The following is a 24,873-nucleotide window of genomic DNA, read 5'->3' as shown; positions in this document are numbered from 1 at the left end:
AGCGAACTTGTAAGGTGCTTATCAAAATTTATTTAATGGTCTAACACCATGCTGTCTTCAAGAAGCTCTACTTCGCGCTTAGCTTTACGTTGTAAGTACGTTGAGGCAAACACTCCTGATAACGCACCTACCATACCTGCCATTGTTGGAATAGTTGCTTTAGATACACCTGACGCCATTGAGCGAGCACTACCGGTACCTGTAATTGCCATAACATCAAATACTTCTATCATTCCAGTTACCGTCCCTAATAAACCGAGTAGCGGGCATAACGCCACCATCACATTAATTAAAGGCAAATTGGTATTAAGGCGCATACTTGCTCGCGAGATCATAGCTTGACGTATTTGTTCAGCATTCCAGCTATTACGCTCATCACGAATAGTCCATGTGCTTTTAACACCTTTTTTATAACTGCGAAAACCATTGAAAAAGTAAATAAATCGCTCGAGTATCAATAACCACATCGCGAAGATTAACACCCCGATGACCAACAGGACTTGGCCACCGGTGTCGAGAAAATCACGGATAGCATTGATTGAATCAATCAATAGCACCATGGTTTATGCTCCCTTCTCGCTTCGCTCTGCGATAATACCTGCGCTCTGCTCTTGTAAAATAAGCAGTAACCCTTTTGAACGTGTATTAAGCAGCGTATATATGAACACAGTAGGAATCGCGACAACTAAACCTAGGACCGTTGTTACTAGTGCTTGTGAAATACCACCCGCCATGAGTTTTGGGTCGCCTGTGCCAAATAAAGTAATTGCTTGGAAAGTATTTATCATACCGGTTACCGTACCTAATAAACCCAATAACGGTGCAACAACAGAGATGATTTTAATGAGAGTAAGGTTACGTGTTATTTTTGGCATTTCACGTAGAATAGCTTCGCTTAATTTTAGTTCAAGCGTGTCGTAGGCCACATTTGGATAGTCGTCTTTTACTTTCATAACACGACCCAGAGGATTGTCATCTCGCGCTACATTATCTTTTAGCTGACGACGAATTTTGCCACCAACAAGTAATAAAGATACAAAGCGTTCTATCGCAATCAACAGTGCAAGTAAACCTACACCTAAAATAACATAACCAACCGCACCACCTTGGTGTACTTGCTCGGCAGTATCTGGGGCTTGTACTAATAAACCTAAAATTGAACCGCCTGTTGGGTCAAGTGCAAACTGAACTGCACCACTTTTAGCATTTTGTAGATCACTCGCTGTTGCGGTAAAACGTGAAACAGGCTGACGAGTAAGTTCACTTAACGTGTTTGTACCTGGATTGTACTCTAAGTATTTACCATTTGAGATTAAATTAAATGCACCAACACGAAGTACTTCTTGCTCAGCCTTGTTACCACCTTCGACTATGACGGTGGTATTAAAGCGACTTACTTTGCCCTGCTCAGTCATTTCACGTTGTAATTCGTACCATACTTTTTCAATATCTTCGATTGATGCAAGTTTAGACGTCGACCCCATTTTTTGGGCTAACTCATCCATAAATGCGCTGCGACCAGGGATTTGCGCCGATACGACAGATGTCGCAAATTTATTACTCGAATCACCAGCAACCTGCTGTAATACACCAAATAGTTCTTTAAGTGAGCCCATACGCTTTGATAAGGTATCCGTTAAATTGGCTAATTTAACTTCATTTTCTTCAAACTGCGTTTCCAGTCGCTCTGACTCTACAAGCATTTGATTACGTTTTGCTTGTGTGTTTTTTAACATCTGCACTTGTTCATTTTGACGCGTTGCAAACGCTTGCTCTCGTTGTTGGTTTTGTACGCTTTGGGCTGATTTCCCCTCTTCTAACGTTTTAAGTAATGAATCAAGGTTCATTGGCTCAGCGGCTAAACTCGAACCGGTAAAGCTAAGGCTTGCAACGAATAAAGCCATTTTTGTCATTTGAGTAAACAATTTCATTTTCAACCTCTTATTCTGCTGCATGTACTGGCAGAGTTAGCATATCTGGGGCAAGTTGTTTACGCGCTATGCGCAAACCTTTGTTAATTTGACTTATTGTCGAATCAGGCAGTGCTGCAAACGATTTCGTTTCTATATTCCAGCTACCTGCTTGTTTGCCATCACGTGTTAAGTAAATAAGTTCTAAACGGCCTATGCGTAAGAAATCAACTTCACGTTCTTTGCCACTAACTTCTAACAAAGCGGTGTACGCTTCGATTGTACGGCCGTAATCAACTTCTACTTGGTACGCTTCGAGAACACGACGAAACTTTTCGCTTGAAGTAATATCAGCACGATCCATCATCGTTTTTAAAGACGTTAAGCGTTTTGCACGTTCATCTTGTAAAAATGGCACATCAAGAGATATGAACTGTTCAAGACCAGTGATCATGCGCATCATTAAAGGTGTTATTTGACGTTCAATAATCGAAACCTGATCCATTGATAAATTCAATGATTCCATTTCTTCGATTTGATTATTTAATTGCTTAGTTAGCTGAGAGTTGTAAACTGCTAAGCCGTCAATTTCTTTATTTAGGGTTTTAAATTGCTGTAAACGTCCCTGCATTGAATCTGCAATCTTGTCTATTTTTGTTTGTGATTGCGCAGCGGATATATTAATTTCACTGCTTTTATCAATAACCTTATTTAAATCGTTTGCCTGTACTGCTGCACTTGCGGCCACAATACCAGCTAAGATTAATGGTTTAACGCCTTTCATCGCATACACCTTCACTCGTTAATTAGCAGATTTGCTAGTTTATTTTTCAAGGCCAAAAACTTTGTTAGACAAATAATTTATGGCTTGAGATTTCCAATGAGCAGAAGTTTATAGATAAAACATGACAGGGATGTTGCGCAAAAAAGTCTATTTTATGACAACTGAAACAATTAAGACTTAAAAGGAAGGAGTGAGCATTTGTTGAGCAAACACACACAATAAAGAGATAAATTAATCTAACAGTTTAATAATTTGATTATACGTGTGGCGCCAGTCTTTATAATTAATCTCAATTGAATACAGCTTATCCTCACGAAGAAATACTAAAGATGGGAATCCATGAATAGGTAAACTCCGTGTATATTGTAATTCAGCTTTGAGTTCATTATTAACTTCATCTGATAGGAAAGCGACGGTAAATTCATTTTTATTTAAACCTATTTGTTCAGCTAAACAAATTAAAACACTATCATCTGACGGGTTTTGTGCATTTAAATAATAAGCATGTTGAATTGCTTCAATCATTTCACTTTCTTTATTTTTTTTTCGTGCAATTAATGCAGCTCTACATGCTGGGTATGTTGAACGTCTTGGTTGGTTTTTCTGCCAAAATTCGAAATTAAATTGTGTGCCTAATTCGCTCTCTATTTTATGCCATATACTTTCAAGCCGCTCTTTCATATTTTGCGTCATTGCAGTTTGGCTATCAGGGGCTAAACCACCTACTTTATATTCAACCGTCAGTTTATTTTCAAGCTCAGCTTTTAATTTAAGCCAGGTTGGTGTGTAGCCCCAACACCAGCTGCACATTGGGTCATGGATATAAATAAGTTTACATTGATTCATATTAATCCTTAATCTTTTGTAGAAACAACCTTGTTACGACCAAGCGCTTTGGCGTTATAAAGATACTCATCAGCTTGTTTTAGCGCACTATTATAATCGCCTACTTTATCAACTTGTACCACACCAATACTACAGGTAAGTGATATTTGTAGGTTATCTTCAGCTAATAACACTTGTGCTGCTACGTGTTCACGAAAACGGTTAGCAATATCAACAGCATTTGCACTTGTTTCTTTTGGTAAAATAACAACAAATTCTTCACCGCCGTACCGTGCTTTTACTGCTGATGTAGGAAATTGTGATTCGAGTATTTTGGTAAATTCAATTAACACAATATCACCAAAATCATGGCCGTACGTATCGTTAAGTCGTTTAAAATGATCTAAATCCAGTAATAATAATGAAAATGGAAGGTATTCATTCGGTCGACTATCAACAAGCTTTAAAAAATGAGAAGTAATAAAGCGTCTATTAGCAATCCCTGTAAGTTGATCGGTATAAGCATCTTGTTTTTGTTCCAGTGTAATATCAGCAATTGCCATATGACTTCGATACCTAAAAAACTCACCAATAAATGAGAATATGTACACTAAGGTAAACGATGCTATAAATCGTGTTTTTTCAATATCACCATACACAACTTGACCGAAATTTGGACCATATAAAATGGCGATACAACACAGTAATAAAGTTAAACCTAGCCATGTGCCCAGTCTTACACCTAGAGAAGAAAAGGTAACAACAGGATAAAACATGAGCCAATACAATGCAGTATTTTCTTTTCCTCCAGTATAAGTAAGGACAATACACAATATAAAAACAATACTCATACAAATTAATGCGACAGTTTCTAATTTCCCAGTTTTTATAAAGTAAAACATACTACAAATAATGGTTACATTAACTGCAATTAATGCACTTGTTAATATTGGTGAGTAAACATCATAATTCAAAAAAATTAGAATGCTAATAACAACAATAGATATAGCAATCATAGTGAATAAAGAAAACGCTTGACGTTGTTTGTCAGAGCTATAAACACTGTCAATGTTAATTAAGTTTAGCCAGCTTTGTTTGTTAGAAATTTTATTCACCATTATTTTATTGCTTTAAATACTTTATGAGAGTTGTTAAATGCCTTGTATTTCAATAAGAATACGTCGACAAGGAGGGTTTTCACTCGTCATCATACTGGTATAAAGTAAAGCGAAAGCCACTTTTAATTTTTCTTCAACTTATTTATACGTATAGCCTATCAAAAATAAAACCGCTTCATCATTTAGTAAAAATAACTGACTAAATTTATTCACATACATGTAATTAATCGAATACGGCTAAAATACGAAAGCTTAAATGCATAACGCTGCAATAGTCACCTTGCTATAAAGTTCAGGCTTAGCGGACATAAATGCATTATTCTTATATTCGTTAGCCTGTTAATTTTAGCAAAATTTAGAAAGTTTTCTTACTTAATAACCCCTGTAAGCTGCGATTTCATTAAAAATAAGAGTAAAGGACTAACTGACAGAACGTGGATTTTCTGTGTGATGAGTTAAACATAAAATTGGAACGTTCTATAAAGTAACGGCTTGTTTAGTAATTGAATACGTATTCAATCACTAAAAACATTGTGCATTAAGGGATGAATGTACGCTAACTAAATAAGGCTTAATCATTGCAGAGGAGTATTTACTATGGTCGGCTTATTTTCAGGCAGACCTATGTGGTGTCGTTATTTCCCATAAATAACCGAGAATACAGTGTAAACGTCAAACATGCGCAGCGCGGTAATTAAATTTACTCGTTAGAGCAACTTTCGAATTGTAAAAGTTAGTAAGCCCAAACAAAATCTTCAATCGCCTTTAATAAAGGCAACAAGCTGAGCTAGTTTACTTGTACCAATCTGCATAGGTATTTGGACAACTTAACAAATTAAATTACCTCATATCTAAGCAGATTGGTATTATTTAAACCAAATATGATAAAAGCTTAAACTTATAAAATTAAAAAGATTAAGTACAACGGCTCAATCACCATTTTTTCGCTAGTTTAACTACGTTCAAACCGTACCAAGCAATAAATACATAACACAACATTGGGACAAAGAAACTAGCTTGTATATTAACCGTGTCAGCAAAGTACCCTTGTATCAGAGGGATCAACGCACCACCGACAATTGCAAGGCATAACCAACCAGATCCTTTACTCGTTAATGAGCCTAATCGTTCTATTGCAACAGAAAAGATGGTTGGAAACATAATAGAATTAAATAAACCAACTGCTAATACTGAATATAATGCAATGTCGCCGTCGCTAAATATTGTTATCAATAATAAAACAATGACACTGCATGCATTAAAAGCAATAGCTTTAGATGGTGCAATTTTTTGTAAAAGTGCAGAACCAATAAAGCGACCGACCATGGCACCTCCCCAGTAATAACTAATGAGTTTAGCTGCTGAGTGTTCTTCAAGACCTGCAATATGTGCCTCGCCAAAGTAATTAACTAAGAAGCTTCCTATAGCGACCTCTCCTCCTACATAACAAAATATAGCTAACACACCCATTGTTAAATGAGGCGCTTGAGTTAGTGAGCGAGTTTGAGTTTGTTGATCGTTATTGTCTTTATGCGCTTCTATTTCTGGTAATTTAATAAAGGCAAAAATAATAGCAATTGACAACAGAGCTGCTGCTAGCAGTAAATAAGGAATTTTCACTGATTCTGCAGAACCTGCTGAAACAGCAAGGCTACCTGCAGCGCCAAAAAACAATAACCCACCAACATAAGGACCAACGGTGGTACCTAATGCATTAAGTGCTTGTGCTAAGTTTAAGCGCGACGATGCTGTTTTTTCAGGACCAAGAGCTGCCACATAAGGGTTTGCAGATACCTGTAAAACTGTAATACCTGAAGCAAGGACAAATAGCGCACTTAAAAAAAGCCAATATTCATGCACAACCACAGCAGGATAAAATAACATGCACCCAATCGATGCCACAACTAAGCCTGTTAAAATACCTTTTTTATAGCCTAGTTGTTTAACTAAAATTCCAGCGGGTAACGATACAATAAAATAAGCACCAAAAAAGCAAAATTGCACAAGCATTGCTTCAAAGTAGCTTAAATCAAATACGCTCTTTAAGCGGGGTATTAGTACATCATTTAATACCGTTATAAAACCCCATAAAAAAAATAGGGTTGTCATTGCAGTCAGCGGAAACAGATAATTTTTCTTTTGCTGTTCGTTGACCGAAAATGATTGTTTTGTATTTATTTCACTCACGTCGTTTTCACTCCATTAACAAATTGAAAACGATTTTACATGTTTATTTGTAAATAATACGCCACCCACTAGGAACGTTCCACTACAGCGTTTATTGTAACTAACCTAAACTCTGGTCAAGAGATTTACTAATGTATTGAATCATGATTAAATTTATTTTCTCTAACCGGAGATTTTCAGTGGAAACAAGGTGAATTTACGCGTCAATAGCTGACCTATTGCAGTAACCGAATGCAGACAGCGCTGAAAATAGCTGCTCGAGATAGATTTATTATTCACAGTTCAGGTTAACTAGTATCCACACTCAGAATTAAGGCTATCAATTAAACGTTGAGTTTCGCCGCTATTATTAAATTTATATAATCCCTTATTAATATCCTCCAAAACACCAAGCCAATTATGACTCAATTTACTTATTGCAAAATACAGAGGGTTATTTTGTAGTGGGATACTTTCTTCTTCGATTGAATTTAATAAAAATTGTTTTTGTGAATGACTTAGCGATGAGTATTGAACTGAAAACTTTAACACTGTCGGATCGCCAATAATTAAATCAACTCTTTTCGCCACTAATAGCTGAACAAGCTGTAAGTCATCAACTGAGTGCATTATTTGAAATTCATTATTGTCCATCATTGCATCAAACTCTGGCGTATTTTGATAGCCACGGACCACACCAATCCGTTGACCTTTGAGTGATTTCAAATTGCCAGAAAAGCGGTCAGCCTCATGCTTTCTTTTTAGAAACGCAATTTCGCCACCTTTAAATGAATTTGATAAACCTAATAAGTCGCTGCGAGTTTTTCCTAATACATAATCAGAAGGTGCTGTGTCTTCAATAAAATATTCAGGCATTAAAATATCTGCTTTGCCTAACTCAACATTTCTTACCGCTCGTGCCCAAGGTAAAAATTCAATATGGACGCTATAACCTTGACTATTAAGTAGTGAAACTGCAAATTGGTACACCCACCCTTTATTGCATAATTTATCACCAATGTACGGGGGCCAATCTAATGTCGCAATATGAAGCGTTTGTTTACTGTTATTTGCTTTATAGAGCGTCCCTGATTTATAAGGTTCACCGTGCAGCATAATATTATTACCGCTACTTTGATAAGTAATCGGTATTTCAGCAGCCGTCTCCGCAGTAAAGATCAAAAGGAGAATAAACAAAAATCGCATGGCATACCTATTAAAAAATAGTATTAATAGCAATAAGTGTAGGAGAAAATTTAACCTTGTGTGTTTATATTCTCTTTAATTAGCCTAATTAAAGAGTTAATAATGTTAAACATGACTTTACTTAATACTTACCAGCTTACTTAAATCATCGAAGCCAACTTCTACGCAAGTGAGATCAAGCAAGTGTAATTCGTTTACTCTATGTCCGAATCTTTTAAGTACAAATATATTAACTGCGGAATGCTGAATTAGGGTTATCATTTTTAAATAGGCAAAAACAACACCAACCTATTTAGATGCGAAAAGCTTAAACCTACAATAAATCAACAACTTACAATGAGTTGCGTGAGAAAAAAGATGAGCTAACATTTCACCCATTTCATTTTATTGTTGGTATCACGTGAGCTTATAATTGTTGTATCGCTGCTCTCAACACCTCCTAATTTAGCCAAGCGGTCGTACAAAACCACATTACAAGTAGCCGCTAGGTTCATACAGCCAATAGTTGGAATATACACAACTTCATCACACCACTTTAGAACGTCTTTTGATACAGAGCCATCTTCGGGGCCAAATACATAAAATGCATTTTCAGGATGTTTAAACTCAAGTAAAGGTGTTGCACCTTCAATAAGCTCAATAACAACAACGGTAGCGCCCTCTGGTTTTACCATCTCTAAACTGTCGGTTTCAGTTAAAGGGATACGTTCAACCACATTTTTTGTATCTGTATGAAATTTTTTAGCATTTAAGTAGCGATTACCGGTAAAAAAAACTTGTTTAGCATCGTAACATCCTGCTGCACGCAATACACCGCCAACATTAGTCGGGCTTTTAGGATTAATTAAACCAATTACGGCTTGTTGCTTACTCATTAATTTACGTCCTTTGTTGGCCACTCAGCAATGTACAAATCAAAGTCGTCGAGTTTTACATCACAATCTTTTACTGTTTTGTCTTTTACAGAAATACCTAACTCATGCATACTCGTTTTATCGCCATTATTTAATAACGGGTGCCAAGAAGCCAAACCACGACCTTCGTGTAAACGACGGTAACTGCAGCTTTGTGGCATAAAAAAGATGTCTTTAAGGTTTTCTTTTGTGAGTTTTACACAAGAAGGAACAAGCGTTTGGCGGTTTTCGTATTCGCTACAACCACAGGTGTTGTTATCGAGATACTGACATACAATATTGGTAAATATTAATTGCTCACCTTCGCGTAACTGATCGGTGGCGGTAAATTCGTCTTCATCTTCGCTATCAATAAACGTATTTAAACAACATTTTCCGCATCCATCACAAATGGCTTCCCATTCGTTTTGACTCATGTCGCTTAAGCTTTTTTTAAGCCAAAATTGTGTATTTGCTAATTGTTGATCAAACATAGTTTACTCGTGCCCCCTAAAGAGCGCGCATTCTACCGTATTGCTGTAAATGGCGCAAAGCCAATACCCTTTCAAAGTACTGGCTTTGCGCTACAAATTAGCTTTGAGATTTAACCCAACGCTTAATTTTTTCCTCTAATATTGGCATTGGTAATGCGCCATCTATTAATATTTGCGTGTGAAACGCTTTAATATCAAATTTATCACCCAGTTGTTTTTTAGAAAAATCACGTAACTCTTGAATTTTAAATTGCCCTAACTTGTAAGAAAGCGCTTGTCCTGGCCATGCAATATATCGCTCAACTTCTGCAATTACATCGCTCTTTGCCATAGACGAATTTGTAAGCATGTAATCTATTCCCTGCTGACGCGTCCACCCTTTTGCATGAAAACCGGTATCAAGCACTAAACGCATTGCACGTAATTGCTCATCCGATAAACGCCCGTACCACATGTAAGGGTCGGTAAATAAACCTAGCTCTTTGCCTAAGCTTTCTGCGTAAAGCGCCCAACCTTCTGCAAACACGGTATAACCACCAAATTTACGAAAATCAGGTAACCCCTCTATTTCTTGCTGAAGTGCTATTTGAAAGTGATGACCTGGGGCTGCTTCGTGAATCGATAAAGTTTCGAGTAAAAATTTAGGCTGCGCTTTTAAGTTATAAGCATTGATATAAAAAATACCTGGGCGAGAGCCATCAGGTGCCGGTGATGCGTATGATGCACCAGCTGCAGACTGTGCTCTGTATGCTTCAACCGCTTTTACAACGTAAGGTGCTTTGGGTGCGATGTCAAAAAGCAGAGGCAAACGCGCGTCTATTTTTTTCTTAACGTTTTCATATGCCGCAATTAACTCCTCAGGCGTGTCGTAGTAAAATTCATCTGAATCACGTAAATGATCAAAAAATTCAGATAGTTCACCTTTAAAGCCTACGGTTTCTTTTACTTTTTTCATTTCGCTTAAAATGCGCGACACTTCACTTAAACCAATGTCATGAATTTCGTCTGCAGATAAGCTAAGCGTTGTGTTTTTCTTAATTTGGTATTCGTACCACGCTTTACCGTTTGGTAAATCACTGTAACCTACGCTTTCTCGACTATTAGGAATATACTTATTAGCTAAAAAATCACTCATGCTTTTATAAGCCGGTACTAAGTGCTGCATAATCAATTGACGATACTGCGCTGTAGTTTTTTGCTTTTGCTGTGCGCTAAATGATTCTGGTAATTTTTTAATTGGTCCCCAAAATAGTGAATTTTCGGCATTTTTAACTACATGAGCTGCAAATTGTGGCTGCAATTTTTCAGCAAGTGGTTTTGGTAACGTAATACCTAGTTTAATGCCTTGCGCCATTGAACGCTCTACACTGGCAAGCCACTTTACAAAACCTTCGCTACGCGAGATAAAAGCAGTGTAATCTTCAACGGTATTAAACGGCTGAGCACTTTGGCCTGAACCAAAACCTGCAAAGGTGTTATGCGCACCCGCCATTTGGTTAATTGGTAGTAAATAATCAGGGAACTGCATACCTTCTAATTTAAGAGCGAGGTCGCGCTCTAATATTTCAAAACTTAAAAGCGACTGCCCTGTTAACTGTGCTTTATCAATAAAGTTTAAGCGCTGTTGATATTTTTTATAAAAAGCCGCTTTCTTTGCTCTATTTTCTTTTGAAATCACAGGCGTAAATTGATCGTTAAACTCATTACGACCATTGTACGTTGCTCTGATGGGGCTATATGTGAGCGATTCATCGTAATACTGTGCAACAAGTACATCGAGTTGTTGCTCTGCCGAAAGCTCTGAAACAATACCTGCCGATGCGTTAACTCTGTTTGGCTGCGCACTGGTATTAGTGTGTGTACTAAACCCAGTATTCATACAGCCACTTAAAGCAAACATAACGCCGCTGGCAACTAATGCTAATTTAATTGATTTCATGATAATCCTTTTTAATATCGTTGTTCAATTATGCGCATTAAACCGTGCTTAATAAAGAAATTACGATAGATTGCATTCATCGTATTAAATTTGCACTTTTATCTGAACTTGTTACATTTCTATTAATTCAAATATGATTTAAAAGAAAAATAAAATGAAAAAACAACTACTCAGCACCTCTATTGCCTTACTTTGCTTAACCACTTTTAATACCCATGCCGTTACTTACTTATCAGCAAAAGCCATGGTCGATGTTGAAGATGGCAAGCTCATTAAATCGCCCTTAATTACTATTGATGATGGCGTGATCACTAATATTGAACAAAATAAAAAACCAACGCTGACTAAAGATGATAAACATATCCAGCTACCTGATTTAACCCTTATGCCAGGTTTAATGGATATGCATGTGCATTTAACGAGCGATCCTACGGTGCCGCGCAGTGAACGTTTAGGCCAGTCAGTTCCTAGAATGGCGATTAAAGCGGCTCATTTTGCTAAAAAAACCTTAGAAGCCGGATTTACAACAGTACGTAATGTTGGCGCAGAAGGTTACAGCGTCATAGCCGTGCGTGACGGCATAAATACGGGTGACATAGTTGGCCCTCGTATTTGGGCTGCAGGCCCATCACTCGGCATTACTGGCGGGCACTGTGATAACAACCGATTACCTCCTGAGCTTAAATATACTTCAAGTGGCGTCGCAGACGGTCCATGGGCTGCGCGTATAAAAGTACGCGAAAATATTAAATACGGGGCAAATGCTATTAAGTTTTGCGCCACAGGTGGAGTATTTTCAAAAGGGACTAAAGTAGGTGCACAGCAGTATTCTTTTGAAGAAATGAAAGCCATTGTTGATGAAGCCCATATGCGAGATTTACCAGTAGCTGCTCATGCACACGGTACAAGCGGGATTAAAACAGCCATTAAAGCAGGTGTTGATAGCGTAGAGCACGCCAGCTTTTTAGATGACGAGGCCATAGCGCTTGCCAAAAAGCATGGTACTTGGCTTTCTATGGATATTTATAATACCGAATACACGCTAACTTATGGCGAGCAAAACGGCGTAGACGAAGAAAACCTCGATAAAGAACGCCAAGTATCTAAAAAACAACGCGATAGCTTTAGCCGTGCGGTTAAAGCGGGTGTGAAAATGGTATTCGGTACTGATGCAGCAATTTATCCCCATGGTGATAACGCAAAGCAATTTTCACGTATGGTTGAATTTGGCATGACGGAGCTGCAGGCAATCCAAGCATCAACGATTAGTAGCGCGAAACTATTAAAAATGGATGATCAGTTAGGACAAATTAAAACAGGCTTTGCCGCAGATTTAATTGCTGTAAAAGGCAACCCATTAAAAAACATCGCCTTATTAGAGCAAATTCCTTTTGTAATGAAAGCAGGCATTATTTATAAAGAAAATAAATAATGAAATAAAGGCGGTGTACTCTCAGTGCACGCCTTTATTATTTTTAAAGCCAGCGTGTTTACTCCCTTATATACATCTCAACTTGAACTAAATGTTAACTAGTTTAAATTAAAGTTGCTTAAAAAGCGTTTAAAGCTCAAATATCAATCAAACAGTTCTATTTTAGAAAAATAATTGAACTTTTTATTCACTTTAAAAATAATAACCATTATCATTCGCGCAAATTTGTTAAATGCGAATAATTATCACCCCATGAAAAAATTTAAATACTCACTACTTACTCTTGCATGCTTAAATGCACAGGCAGCTATTGCAGTTACCACAGCGGAAGAAGACATTGAACGTATAAGCGTATACGAAAAACAAAACCGCGTGGTTATGAGTTCAGGACTTGCGACTAAATCTGACATGTCATTAATGGAAACGCCAGCACCGGTTGTGATTATTGACCGAGAACTCATTGAATCCCAAGGCGTTGATAATTTACAAGATTTAGTTAGAAACGTAAGTGGCTTAACACAAGCTGGAAACAACTACGGCATTGGTGATAATTTAATCGTTCGTGGTTTAGGCGCTAACTACACCTACGATGGCATGTATGGTGGTGCAGGACTTGGCAACACATTTAACCCTACGCGTTCGTTGACCAATGTGGACTCTGTCGAAATATTAAAAGGCCCTGCAACGGGTTTATACGGTATGGGCAGTGCCGGTGGCGTCATCAATTTAATAGAAAAAAAACCTGAGTTTAACGAAAATCACAAAGTGGCTATCGAGCTTGGTCAGTGGGATAGTTATGCACTGTCTGTTGATAGCACAAATGCGATTACCGATGATTTAGCGTACCGTGTTGTTGCTAAAACAGCATCAAGCAATGGCTTTCGTGATTTAAAAGAAAACCGTGATGAAATTTTTACGTCATTAAAATATGTATTTAGTGATAAGCAAAACATCATGCTTTCAGCTGCGTACATTAAAGATGCGATTGCGGTTGACTCTATCGGTCACCCTATTCGTATATTCAACTCTGCGTCGGTAAATGGTTTAACAGCAGGAGAAGTAACTGGTGCCGATTTAGTAAATGATGCCACATCAGCAGGTTTACAACTCAATGAATCACAACGCGACCAATTAGCAAGTTCGTTATCCGCATCAGATGGCTTAACGCCTTATAGCTTTGGCACAAACGGTATTATTTCACCGATGGCTAAAGATAACAAAGGTGAAGAACTACGCTTTAAATTAACGCATAACTATTACATTACCGACGATTTGTTTTTAAATCAGCAGTTACAATATCGTAATTACACATCAAGTTTTGCACGCCAAACAGGTGCTTATAACTATGTATATTGGGATCGTAGAGGGGTAATTAATCAAGATCCAAGAGCGCCATTAGTGGTTGACGATGTACTTTACCCTTTTGCAGCTCGCCGACAAGAATATCGTCAAGTTGAAGCGGATGAAAAGTCGTGGCAATATTTTGCTGATTTACGCTATGACTTTATGTTGGGCGGCGTAGACAATGAGCTACTTTTAAACGCAAATTATGAAGATCGTGATATTCGCTTTGAGCAATATTCAATTTACGATAAAGACTATATTATTAGAGATAAAAACAAAGCGATTAGTTACCAGGGTAAGCTTCCGTACATTTTTGATATTAGAAACCCAAACTGGCCAACGGGTAACTTTGAAGATTACGATCCACTTAAAACAAGTAATTACAATAAAAAAGTACAAGCATGGGGCTTAGGTATTCAACATGTAGCGTATATAAATGATCAATTTACTACGCGTATAGGTGCAGCTTATAACCAAATTAAACAAAGCTATGAACACCTTGGCGTTGATGCACGTTATAGACAGAGCCTTGCAGCACCTAAGCCTAAAGCGAATACCTCTGACGGAGGTTTGACGTATAATTTAGGCGCAACATATCAACCCAATGAAGACCTATCTATTTTTGTCAACCACTCTAAAGGCCGCACGGCTTATAGTGTTTTAGGCACAGTGACAGGTAACGAAGCCGACCGAAAAGATTCTGAATCATTAAGTAATGATTTAGGGGTTCGTTTCAAGGCATTTGATGATCAATTACTTGCCTCAGTTGTTATATTTGAAAGCGCTCGGACAAACCTACAATACAGTAACCCACTGTATGAAGCTGGCGTATCAGCCCCGAATGTCAGCGAAAGCTTTTTTGATGGCAAAGAAGAGACCAAAGGTATTGAGCTTGATTTAAACGCGTACTTAAACGATAAGTGGAAAATCAACTTAAACAGTGTTTACCAAGATGCCCGCGACAAAAAGAATCCAAATAGCAGCAGCTACGATACGCGTCAAAAAGGCGTACCATATGTAACAGCAAGTACATGGGTGACTTACTACGCGAATATGTTTGACTTACCTCAAGCGATAAATATTAGCGGCGGTGTGTCATATGTTGCACAGCGTAGCACTAACTCAACATCATTTGGTATTCCTGATGGTTATGTACCAAGTTACACGCTTTACGATACCGCTGTTTCGTACACTACAGACAAATGGCATATACAATTAAACCTAAATAACCTGTTTAATAAAAAGTATTATTCAAAAGCAATGTTTCTAGGTGGTATGCCAGGGGAAGAGCGCAATGCGAAGCTAAGCTTTAGTTACACACTTTAATAGTTTAAACAATTAAAAAGCACGGTATTCTAATTCAGACACCGTGCTTTTTTGTATGTAAAAAGACTTATACCAATCTGCTTATATATGGGGTCTAATATTAAATCGTAACTACTATGCGACCATTAATTTCCCCTTTGAGCATATCGTCAAAAATTTCATTAATATCCTCTAAGCGTTTTTCTTCAATGATGGCTTTAACTTTACCCTGAGCGGCAAATTCTAAACATTCTTGTAAATCTTTACGCGTACCAACAATAGAGCCAACTACCGAGACTCCATTAAGCACGGTATCAAAAATAGGCAACGGCATATCCTCTGGAGGTAACCCCACTAATACACATTTACCGCCACGGCGTACACTCTTATATGCTTGTTCAAACCCCGCTTTTGATACCGCAGTACACACAACGCCGTGCGCGCCACCTACTTGCTCAAAGATAGCGTCGCTCGGAACCCCCTCTTTAAAATCGAGTGTTATATCGGCACCGAGTTCTTTAGCGAGCGCAAGCTTTTCTTTGCCGGTATCAACGGCTATAACGTTAAAGCCCATCGCTTTGGCATATTGCACAGCTAAGTGCCCAAGCCCGCCCACACCAACAATAGCAACCCATTGGCCTGGTTTCGCATCTGATACTTTTAATGCTTTATACGTTGTAACGCCTGCGCAAAATAGCGGTGCAGCTTCAGAAAACCCAAGTTCATCGGGTATTTTTATAACGTAGTCTCCGTGCGCTAAGCAATACTCTGCATAACTACCATCAATAGAATAACCAGTATTGTGCTGCGATAAACACAGTGTTTCTTTGCCATCTAGGCAAAACTCACAGTGCCCACATGCACTATAGAGCCAAGGAATACCCACTCTATCGCCAACTTCTAAGTGCTTAATGTTGCTTCCAACTTTATCAATAACACCAACTCCTTCATGCCCTGGAACTAATGGCATTTTTGGCTTTACCGGCCAATCACCATGACAGGCATGTAAATCGGTGTGGCAAACGCCACAAGCGGCTATTTTTACTAAAACGTCGTTTATTCCAACCTCAGGAATTGGCAGATCTGTTATTTGTAATTTACCTTTGTATTCATTATTAATTGCAGCTTTCATAGTCATTCCATCGTATGTGAAAAAAATTAAAAATAAGGATTTATTTACGTATTGTTGTGTACAACATACCCCAATATAGATGTATAAATATTAATCTAAATCATACTTTAGTCGTTAAAATCAATTTATAAAATGGCTAAGAACTTGCTATCCAAAATGAGCGTGCTAGCATTTACTTTCTGAAATTACTGAAAGTTACTAAGCTATGAGTTTATCCGAAAAGAATTTTGCCTTTGTAATGCATTGTGGTGAGATGGGCAGCCGCTGGGGATTCAATCGTACGATTGGGCAAATGTGTGGTTTGCTGATTATTACTAAAAATCCAATGACAGCCAATGAGATTGCAGATGCGCTTAGTATTTCTCGCGGTAATGTAAGCATGGGTATTAAAGAGTTGCAATCGTGGCAATTAATTAAAGTGCAGCATATTCCTGGCGATCGAAAAGAGTACTACGCCCCTGCTGGCGATATTTGGGATATGGCAAATCGCGTATTTGAAGAACGTAAAAAGCGCGAAATTGAGCCCACCTTAACATTACTACGCGATAACTTATTAGATGAAGCCAGTAACGACGATGAGCTTTATGCACAAAAACAAATGGGGGAAATTCACAACCTACTTGAAACTGTCACTAAATGGTCATCAGAGCTGCAACGTTTAACGCCAGAGCAACTTAATAAGCTGATGAAGCTAGGTTCTGGAATTGGTAAAGTTATTGACTTAAAAGATAAGATATTCAAAAAAGAATAAAGCCGCAATTGCGGCTTTATTTATAGGTATATTTCAAAAATTAGATTTTTGGATAACCAATTCTATCCGACAAGTAACCTACGCTAGTAGCAAAGTAATACGAGCGATTCCAATGCATAAACACTTTGTAGTTATCGTACGCTAAATACATACGACCATTTATGTCATCAGGCATAACCAGCGCAGCACGTACGTCTACATTAGGTAAATCAGAACCATCAGCTTTACGGACACCCAGTGCTTGCCAATCAGCTAATGAGCGCTCTGAGTCGTTCCAATATTCTAACCACTGCTTGCGTGTTTTTGTTCCACGAACTAAAACATATTTACTATCAAAATCTTCAGGTAACTGAACTTGGCGACCCCAAGTAAGTGAGTCATTCCAACCCTCTTGCTTTAAATAATTAGCAATTGAAGCAAATGCATCTTCCTTTGTAGTCCAAATATCTTTGCGGCCATCGTTGTTGTAATCAACCGCGTAGGCATTAAATGAAGTAGGCATAAATTGTGTTTGCCCCATTGCGCCTGCCCATGAGCCTTTAAATTTATCAAGCGTTATGTGACCTGATTTTAAAATATCCAGTGCAGCCCAAAGCTGGCGTTTATAAAGTGCTTCTCGGCGTCCATCAAAAGCAAGCGTCACTAATGATGAGATAACGTTATGACCACCTTGTATAGTGCCAAAGTTACTTTCAAGTCCCCAAAGCGCGACTATAAAGCGTGATTGTACGCCAAACTCTTTCGCTACTTTTTCAAGTACCTCTTTGTTTTCTGCGTAAAGCTTACGTGCGCGGTCAATTTTCCATTGTGGTACACGTTTTGGTAAATACGTTTCAAGGGTTTCTTTTACTTCTGGCTGGTTTTTGTCAGCCGAAACCACTTTTTCTTTATACGTTGCTGTTGCAAACGCATCGTCAATAAGTTTGGCCTCATAACCTTTTGCAATAGCTTCTTGCTTTAAATTAGCTAAATAATCTTGAAAATCAGCCTGAGTTTTTGCAATCACAGGTGAGCTTAAACATACACCACATAATATAACGATAAGTTTTTTAATCACTATCAACTCCATTGTCTTTTCGTAATTGGCTTAGCAAATTTTGCTCAGGTGGTGGAATTTGTAAGTAGTAGCCTTTATCAGGGTTTGATAACGCTGCTTTTACAGTTTCTAAATCTGCCCCACCTAAATGCTCACGTTTTGCTAAATTGATGATCATCACATAAACAGGTTGACCAAACATAGTCATCAAAGGTTCCGGAACTTTACTAAAATCATCTCTTTTTTCAACAAATAAGAACGTATCCGCTTTTTTCTTACTTTTATATACTGCAGTGAGCATTATGGCCCTATAAATTCTTGCTTAACAATGCCGCACACTATAACATGAGAGTAATAATAAGTTAGAAAAATTAGATTAGAAATTTCATTAAAGGCCTTATTCAGCCTATGTTTATCTAAGATTAATTTCTGATCAGACAATTCAATTGAGCGTGTATGTCGGACCAAATTTTTGAGTTAAAAGGGAATCTTTTTACGTTATCAGTTTTGCATCTCTATACTACTGATATAAACCTTTTAGCAGAACAACTGTATATAAAAATAGCCCAAGCACCTAAGTTTTTTGAGGGTGCACCTATTGTTGTTAACTTAATTGAGATAAAAAATAGTTCACTCGATTTTGTTCACTTAAAATCATTAATCGAGCGGATGAGTTTTAATGCTGTTGGTGTGTGTAATGGTTCTGATGAACAACACATAGATGCAAAAGCTGCTGGGCTCTCTGTTTTAAATTATTCACAAGACGTTAAGAGTGAACCTGTTAAACAGGAAACTAATACGTCTATCATTGAAAAAAATGTAATTTTACCAGCACAAATTATCAATGGTGCTGTACGTTCGGGACAGCAAGTTTATGCAAAAGACAGAGACCTAATTGTGTTAGGTGCTGTAAGTCATGGCGCCGAAGTTATTGCCGATGGTAATGTGCATATATACGGAACTCTTCGCGGGCGGGCTATTGCCGGTGCAAAAGGATTAAAAAATGCACATATATTCTGCCAAAAATTAGAGGCAGAGCTTGTTTCCATTAATGGTAATTATTGGATCAGTGATTCACTCCAAGGTGAGCATTGGGGAAACGCCGTGCAAATACAACAAAAAAATGAATCATTAGAAATTTCAGCTTTGGTTAAAGGATAAATCTCATGGCAAAAGTAATTGTCGTTACCTCAGGTAAAGGCGGTGTTGGAAAAACAACATCAAGTGCTGCAATCGGCACAGGCTTAGCACTAAAAGGCTATAAAACTGTTATTATCGATTTTGATATTGGTTTACGTAACCTAGACTTAATTATGGGTTGTGAACGCCGTGTGGTTTATGACTTTGTAAACGTAATCAACGGTGAAGCAAAACTTAATCAGGCGCTTATTAAAGACAAGCGTGTTGATAAATTGTTTTTACTCCCTGCATCGCAAACGCGTGATAAAGACGCATTAACACGTGAAGGTGTTGAACGCGTACTAAACGAATTAAAAGAAGACTTTGATTACATTGTTTGTGACTCGCCAGCTGGTATTGAAGCCGGTGCGATGATGGCAATGTATTTTGCTGACGAAGCAATTGTAACAACTAATCCAGAAGTGTCGTCAGTTCGAGATTCAGATCGTATTTTAGGTATTTTACACAGCAAATCGAAACGTGCTGAAGAAGGCCTAGAAAACATTAAAGAACACTTACTATTAACACGCTACAACCCTGATCGAGTTGCTAAAGGTGAAATGTTATCAGTCGAAGACGTACAAGACATTTTAGCTATTGATTTATTAGGTGTTATTCCAGAATCTCAAGCGGTACTAAGTGCATCTAACTCAGGTCAGCCCGTTATATTAGACAGTGAGTCTGACGCTGGGCAAGCTTATGCTGATGCTATTAACCGCTTACTCGGTGAAACCGTCGATTTTCGCTTCTTAGATGTAGAGAAAAAAGGCTTATTTAAACGGATTTTTGGAGGTTAACGTGTCTTTACTTGACTACTTCCGCTCAGAAAAGAAAAACAGTGCGTCATTAGCAAAAGAGCGATTGCAGATCATTGTCGCGCACGAGCGTTCTCAACGAGGAACGCCGGATTACTTACCACAATTAAAACAAGATATTTTAGATGTGATCCGTAAATACGTGAACGTAAGTAGCGATGCGGTACAAGTTCAATTCGATCAAAACGAAGATGATCTAGCTGTTCTTGAGCTAAACGTTACGTTACCTGATGAAGAAAAGAAGTAAATATAAAATGGGCGCTTAAAGCGCCCATTTTATTTATATCTGCTTTGTAATAGCGGCTCTAAATACCTATGCTTTGATCCTCTGCGCTGAACTAAAAGTTTTTCACCATGCAAATCAACAGATAAATGTCACACAATTAAAGGGTATATTTAATCTTAAGTATCCCACTCTTTTAGCGCATCTTGAACATATGAATAACGCCAAGAGCTAAGTAAGTCAGGCTTTATATGACTCTTTTTTTGCTCATTAGTAAGCTTCCAATTCCAACTGATCAATTGATTAATTTGCTTTTTAGAAGCCATAACGTCTTCTGGTATATTGTGCTCTTTAGCTACTTTGGTGATTTTTTGCTTTATATCTTTAGCAACTTTTTTGTAAGTAGGAAAATCAATTAAGCGCTTAAGTACTTCGGGGTGCTCGCTCTCAGGTATTGCTTTAGCTGCTTCAATACATTTTAGTACCTCAACACCAGAACGATTAACTTCTATAGCTTCAACACCAGGAATTTGACGAAGAGCATTTAGACTAGAAGGGCCACGTTTTGCAATTTCAGTCATGTTATGTTCTTTTAAAACAAAATTAAGCGCTAAATTTTTTCTAATTGCTTTATTTCGTCGCCATACAGCAAGCTCTTTTAATACAGCCAGCTCATGTGGTTTAAGTTGCCATGCATTTTTAATATCTTTATATAAAAGCTCATCGGGTGTTTGAAACGCACGTTTATTAGCAATTAATTCGCTTTCATTAATAACAATATCAAATAAATCAGCTGCTTTAATACGCTCAATAATTAATTTAAAACACGGCAGCAAATGAAATGTGTCAGCTGCTGCATAATCAAGTTGTTTAGTCGTTAACGGACGTTGCAACCAATTAGTACGCGATTCACTTTTATCTATTTCAATACCCAGCAGCTCTTTTACCATAAGCGCAAAACCCATACAGTTGCCTTCACCTAGCAATTGCAGTGCAAATTGTGTATCAAATAACGGCGCAGGGACAAAGCCTGCGTATTTTTGAAATACTTCAATATCCTCTGAAGGTGAATGTAATACTTTTAGTACGGTGGGGTCTTTTAATATTTGCCAAAAATCAAACAAAGAAAGTTCAGCCAGTGGATCAATCAGAGCTAAATGCTCGCCATCAAATACTTGGATAAGTGCAACTTCTGGATACAAAGTGCGACGACGCATAAACTCGGTATCAATAGCTAAAATAGGCTTGTTTTTTATTTGTTCAACAAAAGTGTTCAGTTGATTTTGTGTTTCGATTAATTGATATTGCACTTAGTCTCCTACAATAAAAAAACCGGCTATTGCCGGCTTTTTTATAGGTTGCTAATCTTTCAAGGCTCTTCTGAGTATTTTACCTACATTAGTTTTAGGTAATTCATCCCTAAACTCAACGAGCTTGGGAACCTTATAATTAGTTAAATTATCACGACAGTGATTTATTATATCTTTTTCAGTCAAAGAAGGGTCTTTTTTTACAACAAAAACTTTAACTTGTTCACCGCTTGCATCATGTGGAATACCAATAGCTGCTACTTCAAGCACACCTTCGTGCATAGCGATAACTTCTTCAATTTCATTTGGGAAAACATTGAAACCAGAAACAATAATCATGTCTTTTTTACGATCGACGATAAAAAAGAAACCTTCCTCATCATAGGTTGCAATATCACCTGTTGCAAACCAACCATCTTTTAAACATTCAGCGGTTGCATCTGGTCGCTTGTAGTAACCAAGCATTACCTGAGGTCCCTTAACGCATAGCTCACCAGGCTCGCCTTGTGCAGCCTCTTCACCATTATCAAGAATTAACTTTATATCAGTATTTGGCGCTGGTAAGCCAATAGAACCGTTGTACGCTTTCAAATCGTAAGGACTGATAGTCACTAAAGGAGCACATTCAGTAAGGCCGTAGCCTTCCATTAATTTTGAGCCAGTTACTTTTTGCCATTTTTCAGCGACTGGACGTTGAACGGCCATACCGCCGCCTAATGACATTTTCAAATGGCTAAAATCAAGTTCAGCAAAACCTGGAGTATTTAACAAGCCATTAAATAACGTATTAACACCCGTAATGGCAGTAAATTTTGTTTGTCCTAATTCTTTAACAAACCCGGGCATATCGCGCGGATTAGTAATTAATAAGTTTAAACCACCATATTTCATAAAGGTTAAGCAGTTAGCCGTTAATGCAAAAATATGATAAAGCGGCAATGCGGTAACAACAACTTCTTTACCTCGTTCCAATACTTTATCTAAACAGCCCGATACTTGCTCAAGATTCCCCACCATATTACCATGGCTCAGCATTGCTCCTTTAGATACACCCGTTGTACCACCAGTGTATTGTAAAAAAGCTAAATCGCTTAAGTTCATTTCCGGGCGTTTATATGCATCTGCATCTGCTTCTAACAAGTCAGAAAACTTAATCGTATTAGGTAAATTGTATGTAGGCACCATTTTTTTAACGTGCTTAACAACAAAGTTTACTATGTGTTTTTTAAGGCCACCAACCAAATCGCCTACTTGCGTAACTACGATATGTTTAACATCAGTATGTGCAAGTGATTTTTCAAGCGTATCTGCAAAGTTTGCAAGGATAAAAATTGCGGTGGTATCAGAGTCTTTTAATTGATGCTCTAACTCACGCACGGTATAAAGTGGATTAACGTTAACAACCACACAACCCGCACGTAAAATACCTAAAATTGATATCGGCGTTTGCAATAAATTGGGCATCATAACAGCGACTTTGTCGCCTTTTTTGAGACCTAAATTATTTTGAATGTAAGAAGCAACTTTTTTGGTTGCTGTATCAATTTCGTCATAAGACAGTGTTTTACCCATATTAGTAAATGCAGGTAAATCTTTGTAGTCACTAAAACTTTTTTCGAACACTTCGAGTAACGAGTTGTAATGCTCAGGATCGATTGTTTCAGGCATACCCTCTGGGTAGCGCTTAAGCCAGATTTTTTCCACTCTTAGCCCCTGTTTATAATTATATTTTTATTAACCTTAATCTAAGTAAGGCACTTTAACAATTGAGCAAATACTCTAATGCGGGAATAATCCCACATTTATCGACAATATACAATTAACGTGCACCACTTTGCACCATAAATGCTTGAATATATTCAAAACATTCGTTACTACTTTGCATATGACAATGATGTCCACCACCAACATTAATTACACTTAAGTCACTGTAATAATTAATATACTTAGCTAAATTCTGTTTTACAAACGTATAACCTTCATTACCTATAATTAATTGACATGGTGCAATTAAATCTTTTATTGCACCAATACATTGCGCTTCATCAAATCTAAAACCTGAATGATTTTTAAGCTTTGGGTCAGTCGTTAATTCAAACCCTCCATCGATTGCTTTTATGTTTCGATTCATTAAAAGCATAATTAGTTCATTATTCAAATCGGTAGTTTGTGAGCGTGCTTCATAAATTAGCGTTTTCGATTTATAAATTCTCGATTTCTTATTTTTTAATCTTGTTCTATTTAATACCGCGTTTTTTAACTGTTCGCATACATCTTGGCTAGGGGTTGTAACGCAGCCAATGCCTTCAATAAAGGTAACCGACTTAACATAATCGTTAAAACAGCTAGCAAAAAGTCCTGCTACCATGGCTCCCATCGAGTGACCAACTAAATGTACTTTTTTTACACCAAGCGCATTTATAAACTGGTATAAATCATCAATATAATCAACAAAATAATAGTGAGCATCTTGACTTCGCCAAGATGACAAACCGTGGCCTGCAAAGTCAATACAGTACCAAGTATGCTCAGGTTCAACGCCATCAAGCATAGGAGCAAAGCTATTACTATTATCGAGCCAACCGTGCAGTGCAATTACAACATCAGCGCCCGACCCTTTCTTTTGACCATGAATATTTAAATTGTTGGTTTGAATATTAAATGGCTGCACACCAAACCTCTTGTTGTTTTTAATGCATTGTCATTTATAGCATACAAGTTGTCAGACCACTAACATCTCCCTATTTGTTCAGCCTTGATGAGGCTTTCACTCAATAAATAAAAAACAAAGTAACCATTAATTTTCAATAAGTTAAATAAACCCTAAATTTAAGAAAAGATCAATTTTCTAAAAACTAAACAGCGTTTTAATCTATTGCATGTTTTTATAAATAATAACGAGTATAAATACTGTGAATGACAACTTTAGGGCGTGTTGACCTTTGTGGATTGAAATTTGTTCAATCTAGGGACGATTAAATCGCGGCGCGAGGTTTGTAACCTAGTGGGCT

At 37.6% G+C, this 24,873-nt stretch carries 22 protein-coding genes; 6 read left to right on the top strand and 16 right to left on the bottom strand.

Features of this window, described 5'->3' with window-relative positions:
* Positions 1 to 32 precede the first annotated feature (32 nt).
* From DO88_RS06300 to DO88_RS06345, 10 genes are all read right to left on the bottom strand, one after another.
* Positions 33 to 560 (bottom strand): MotA/TolQ/ExbB proton channel family protein, encoded by a 528-nt coding sequence (locus DO88_RS06300; protein ID WP_007377600.1) that lies wholly within the window; start codon positions 558 to 560, stop codon positions 33 to 35.
* Positions 561 to 563: 3 nt separating this feature from the next.
* The gene (locus DO88_RS06305) at positions 564 to 1,931 is read right to left on the bottom strand and encodes a MotA/TolQ/ExbB proton channel family protein (protein ID WP_008139039.1); all 1,368 of its coding nucleotides are present in this window, start codon (positions 1,929 to 1,931) and stop codon (positions 564 to 566) included.
* 10 nt (positions 1,932 to 1,941) lie between these two features.
* Positions 1,942 to 2,694 (bottom strand): DUF3450 domain-containing protein, encoded by a 753-nt coding sequence (locus tag DO88_RS06310; protein ID WP_007377602.1) that lies wholly within the window; start codon positions 2,692 to 2,694, stop codon positions 1,942 to 1,944.
* A gap of 231 nt (positions 2,695 to 2,925) precedes the next feature.
* A complete protein-coding gene (locus tag DO88_RS06315; RefSeq protein WP_007377603.1) occupies positions 2,926 to 3,540 on the bottom strand; it encodes a DsbA family protein in 615 nt (204 codons plus the stop codon).
* Between the two features lie 8 nt (positions 3,541 to 3,548).
* Positions 3,549 to 4,637, bottom strand: coding sequence for a GGDEF domain-containing protein (locus DO88_RS06320; protein ID WP_033023743.1), 1,089 nt, complete (start codon positions 4,635 to 4,637; stop codon positions 3,549 to 3,551).
* A gap of 933 nt (positions 4,638 to 5,570) precedes the next feature.
* Positions 5,571 to 6,824, bottom strand: coding sequence for a sugar MFS transporter (locus DO88_RS06325; protein WP_033029662.1), 1,254 nt, complete (start codon positions 6,822 to 6,824; stop codon positions 5,571 to 5,573).
* Positions 6,825 to 7,115: 291 nt separating this feature from the next.
* Positions 7,116 to 8,009, bottom strand: coding sequence for a substrate-binding periplasmic protein (locus tag DO88_RS06330; RefSeq protein ID WP_007377606.1), 894 nt, complete (start codon positions 8,007 to 8,009; stop codon positions 7,116 to 7,118).
* Between the two features lie 362 nt (positions 8,010 to 8,371).
* Positions 8,372 to 8,884: an RNA methyltransferase gene (locus DO88_RS06335; RefSeq protein ID WP_033039995.1), complete on the bottom strand. Its 513-nt coding sequence runs from the start codon at positions 8,882 to 8,884 to the stop codon at positions 8,372 to 8,374.
* On the bottom strand, positions 8,884 to 9,396 hold the full coding sequence (locus tag DO88_RS06340; RefSeq protein ID WP_007377608.1) for a YcgN family cysteine cluster protein: 513 nt from the start codon (positions 9,394 to 9,396) through the stop codon (positions 8,884 to 8,886). Before DO88_RS06340 ends, DO88_RS06335 begins: the two co-directional genes overlap by 1 nt.
* Before the next feature lie 97 nt (positions 9,397 to 9,493).
* Positions 9,494 to 11,335 (bottom strand): DUF885 domain-containing protein, encoded by a 1,842-nt coding sequence (locus DO88_RS06345; RefSeq protein WP_033039992.1) that lies wholly within the window; start codon positions 11,333 to 11,335, stop codon positions 9,494 to 9,496.
* 154 nt (positions 11,336 to 11,489) lie between these two features.
* Here DO88_RS06345 and DO88_RS06350 point away from each other — a divergent pair, with 154 nt between their 5' ends.
* Positions 11,490 to 12,767 carry a Xaa-Pro dipeptidase gene (locus DO88_RS06350; RefSeq protein ID WP_007377611.1) on the top strand — a complete coding sequence of 426 codons (1,278 nt, stop codon included), beginning with the start codon at positions 11,490 to 11,492 and terminating at the stop codon, positions 12,765 to 12,767.
* 252 nt (positions 12,768 to 13,019) lie between these two features.
* Positions 13,020 to 15,437 (top strand): TonB-dependent receptor, encoded by a 2,418-nt coding sequence (locus tag DO88_RS06355; RefSeq protein WP_033039989.1) that lies wholly within the window; start codon positions 13,020 to 13,022, stop codon positions 15,435 to 15,437.
* Positions 15,438 to 15,537: 100 nt separating this feature from the next.
* Here the strand turns inward: DO88_RS06355 and adhP are convergent, their stop codons facing one another.
* The gene (adhP, locus tag DO88_RS06360) at positions 15,538 to 16,548 is read right to left on the bottom strand and encodes an alcohol dehydrogenase AdhP (protein ID WP_007377613.1); all 1,011 of its coding nucleotides are present in this window, start codon (positions 16,546 to 16,548) and stop codon (positions 15,538 to 15,540) included.
* Positions 16,549 to 16,753: 205 nt separating this feature from the next.
* Here adhP and DO88_RS06365 point away from each other — a divergent pair, with 205 nt between their 5' ends.
* Positions 16,754 to 17,299 carry a GbsR/MarR family transcriptional regulator gene (locus DO88_RS06365; RefSeq protein ID WP_010552940.1) on the top strand — a complete coding sequence of 182 codons (546 nt, stop codon included), beginning with the start codon at positions 16,754 to 16,756 and terminating at the stop codon, positions 17,297 to 17,299.
* A gap of 40 nt (positions 17,300 to 17,339) precedes the next feature.
* On the opposite strand, the gene DO88_RS06370 is transcribed toward DO88_RS06365, so the two are convergent.
* A complete protein-coding gene (locus DO88_RS06370) occupies positions 17,340 to 18,356 on the bottom strand; it encodes a lytic murein transglycosylase (protein WP_007377615.1) in 1,017 nt (338 codons plus the stop codon).
* Positions 18,349 to 18,636, bottom strand: coding sequence for a YcgL domain-containing protein (locus DO88_RS06375; protein ID WP_008134235.1), 288 nt, complete (start codon positions 18,634 to 18,636; stop codon positions 18,349 to 18,351). Before DO88_RS06375 ends, DO88_RS06370 begins: the two co-directional genes overlap by 8 nt.
* 155 nt (positions 18,637 to 18,791) lie before the next feature.
* On the opposite strand from DO88_RS06375, the gene minC reads away from it, so the two are divergent.
* Genes minC through minE form a run of 3 tightly spaced genes read left to right on the top strand, consistent with a single transcriptional unit; the run spans position 18,792 to position 20,576 of the window.
* A complete protein-coding gene (gene minC / locus DO88_RS06380) occupies positions 18,792 to 19,496 on the top strand; it encodes a septum site-determining protein MinC (protein WP_007377617.1) in 705 nt (234 codons plus the stop codon).
* A gap of 5 nt (positions 19,497 to 19,501) precedes the next feature.
* Entirely contained in the window at positions 19,502 to 20,311 is an 810-nt protein-coding gene (gene minD / locus DO88_RS06385; RefSeq protein ID WP_007377618.1) for a septum site-determining protein MinD, read from the top strand.
* A 1-nt stretch (position 20,312) separates the two neighbouring features.
* Complete coding sequence (minE, locus tag DO88_RS06390) at positions 20,313 to 20,576, top strand: cell division topological specificity factor MinE (protein ID WP_007377619.1); 264 nt, start codon at positions 20,313 to 20,315, stop codon at positions 20,574 to 20,576.
* A 155-nt stretch (positions 20,577 to 20,731) separates the two neighbouring features.
* Here the strand turns inward: minE and rnd are convergent, their stop codons facing one another.
* The 3 genes from rnd to DO88_RS06405 form a co-directional block, all read right to left on the bottom strand.
* Complete coding sequence (gene rnd, locus DO88_RS06395) at positions 20,732 to 21,862, bottom strand: ribonuclease D (protein ID WP_033039985.1); 1,131 nt, start codon at positions 21,860 to 21,862, stop codon at positions 20,732 to 20,734.
* A gap of 51 nt (positions 21,863 to 21,913) precedes the next feature.
* Positions 21,914 to 23,566: a long-chain-fatty-acid--CoA ligase FadD gene (fadD, locus tag DO88_RS06400; protein WP_033039982.1), complete on the bottom strand. Its 1,653-nt coding sequence runs from the start codon at positions 23,564 to 23,566 to the stop codon at positions 21,914 to 21,916.
* Between the two features lie 115 nt (positions 23,567 to 23,681).
* On the bottom strand, positions 23,682 to 24,533 hold the full coding sequence (locus tag DO88_RS06405; protein WP_033039980.1) for an alpha/beta hydrolase: 852 nt from the start codon (positions 24,531 to 24,533) through the stop codon (positions 23,682 to 23,684).
* Positions 24,534 to 24,873: the final 340 nt, after the last annotated feature.

The organism is Pseudoalteromonas sp. S3431, assembly GCF_000690035.1.
Taxonomy (GTDB): domain Bacteria; phylum Pseudomonadota; class Gammaproteobacteria; order Enterobacterales; family Alteromonadaceae; genus Pseudoalteromonas; species Pseudoalteromonas fuliginea.
The sequence above is the reverse complement of the archived record's forward strand: the minus strand, read 5'-3'. Positions and strand labels throughout refer to the sequence as shown.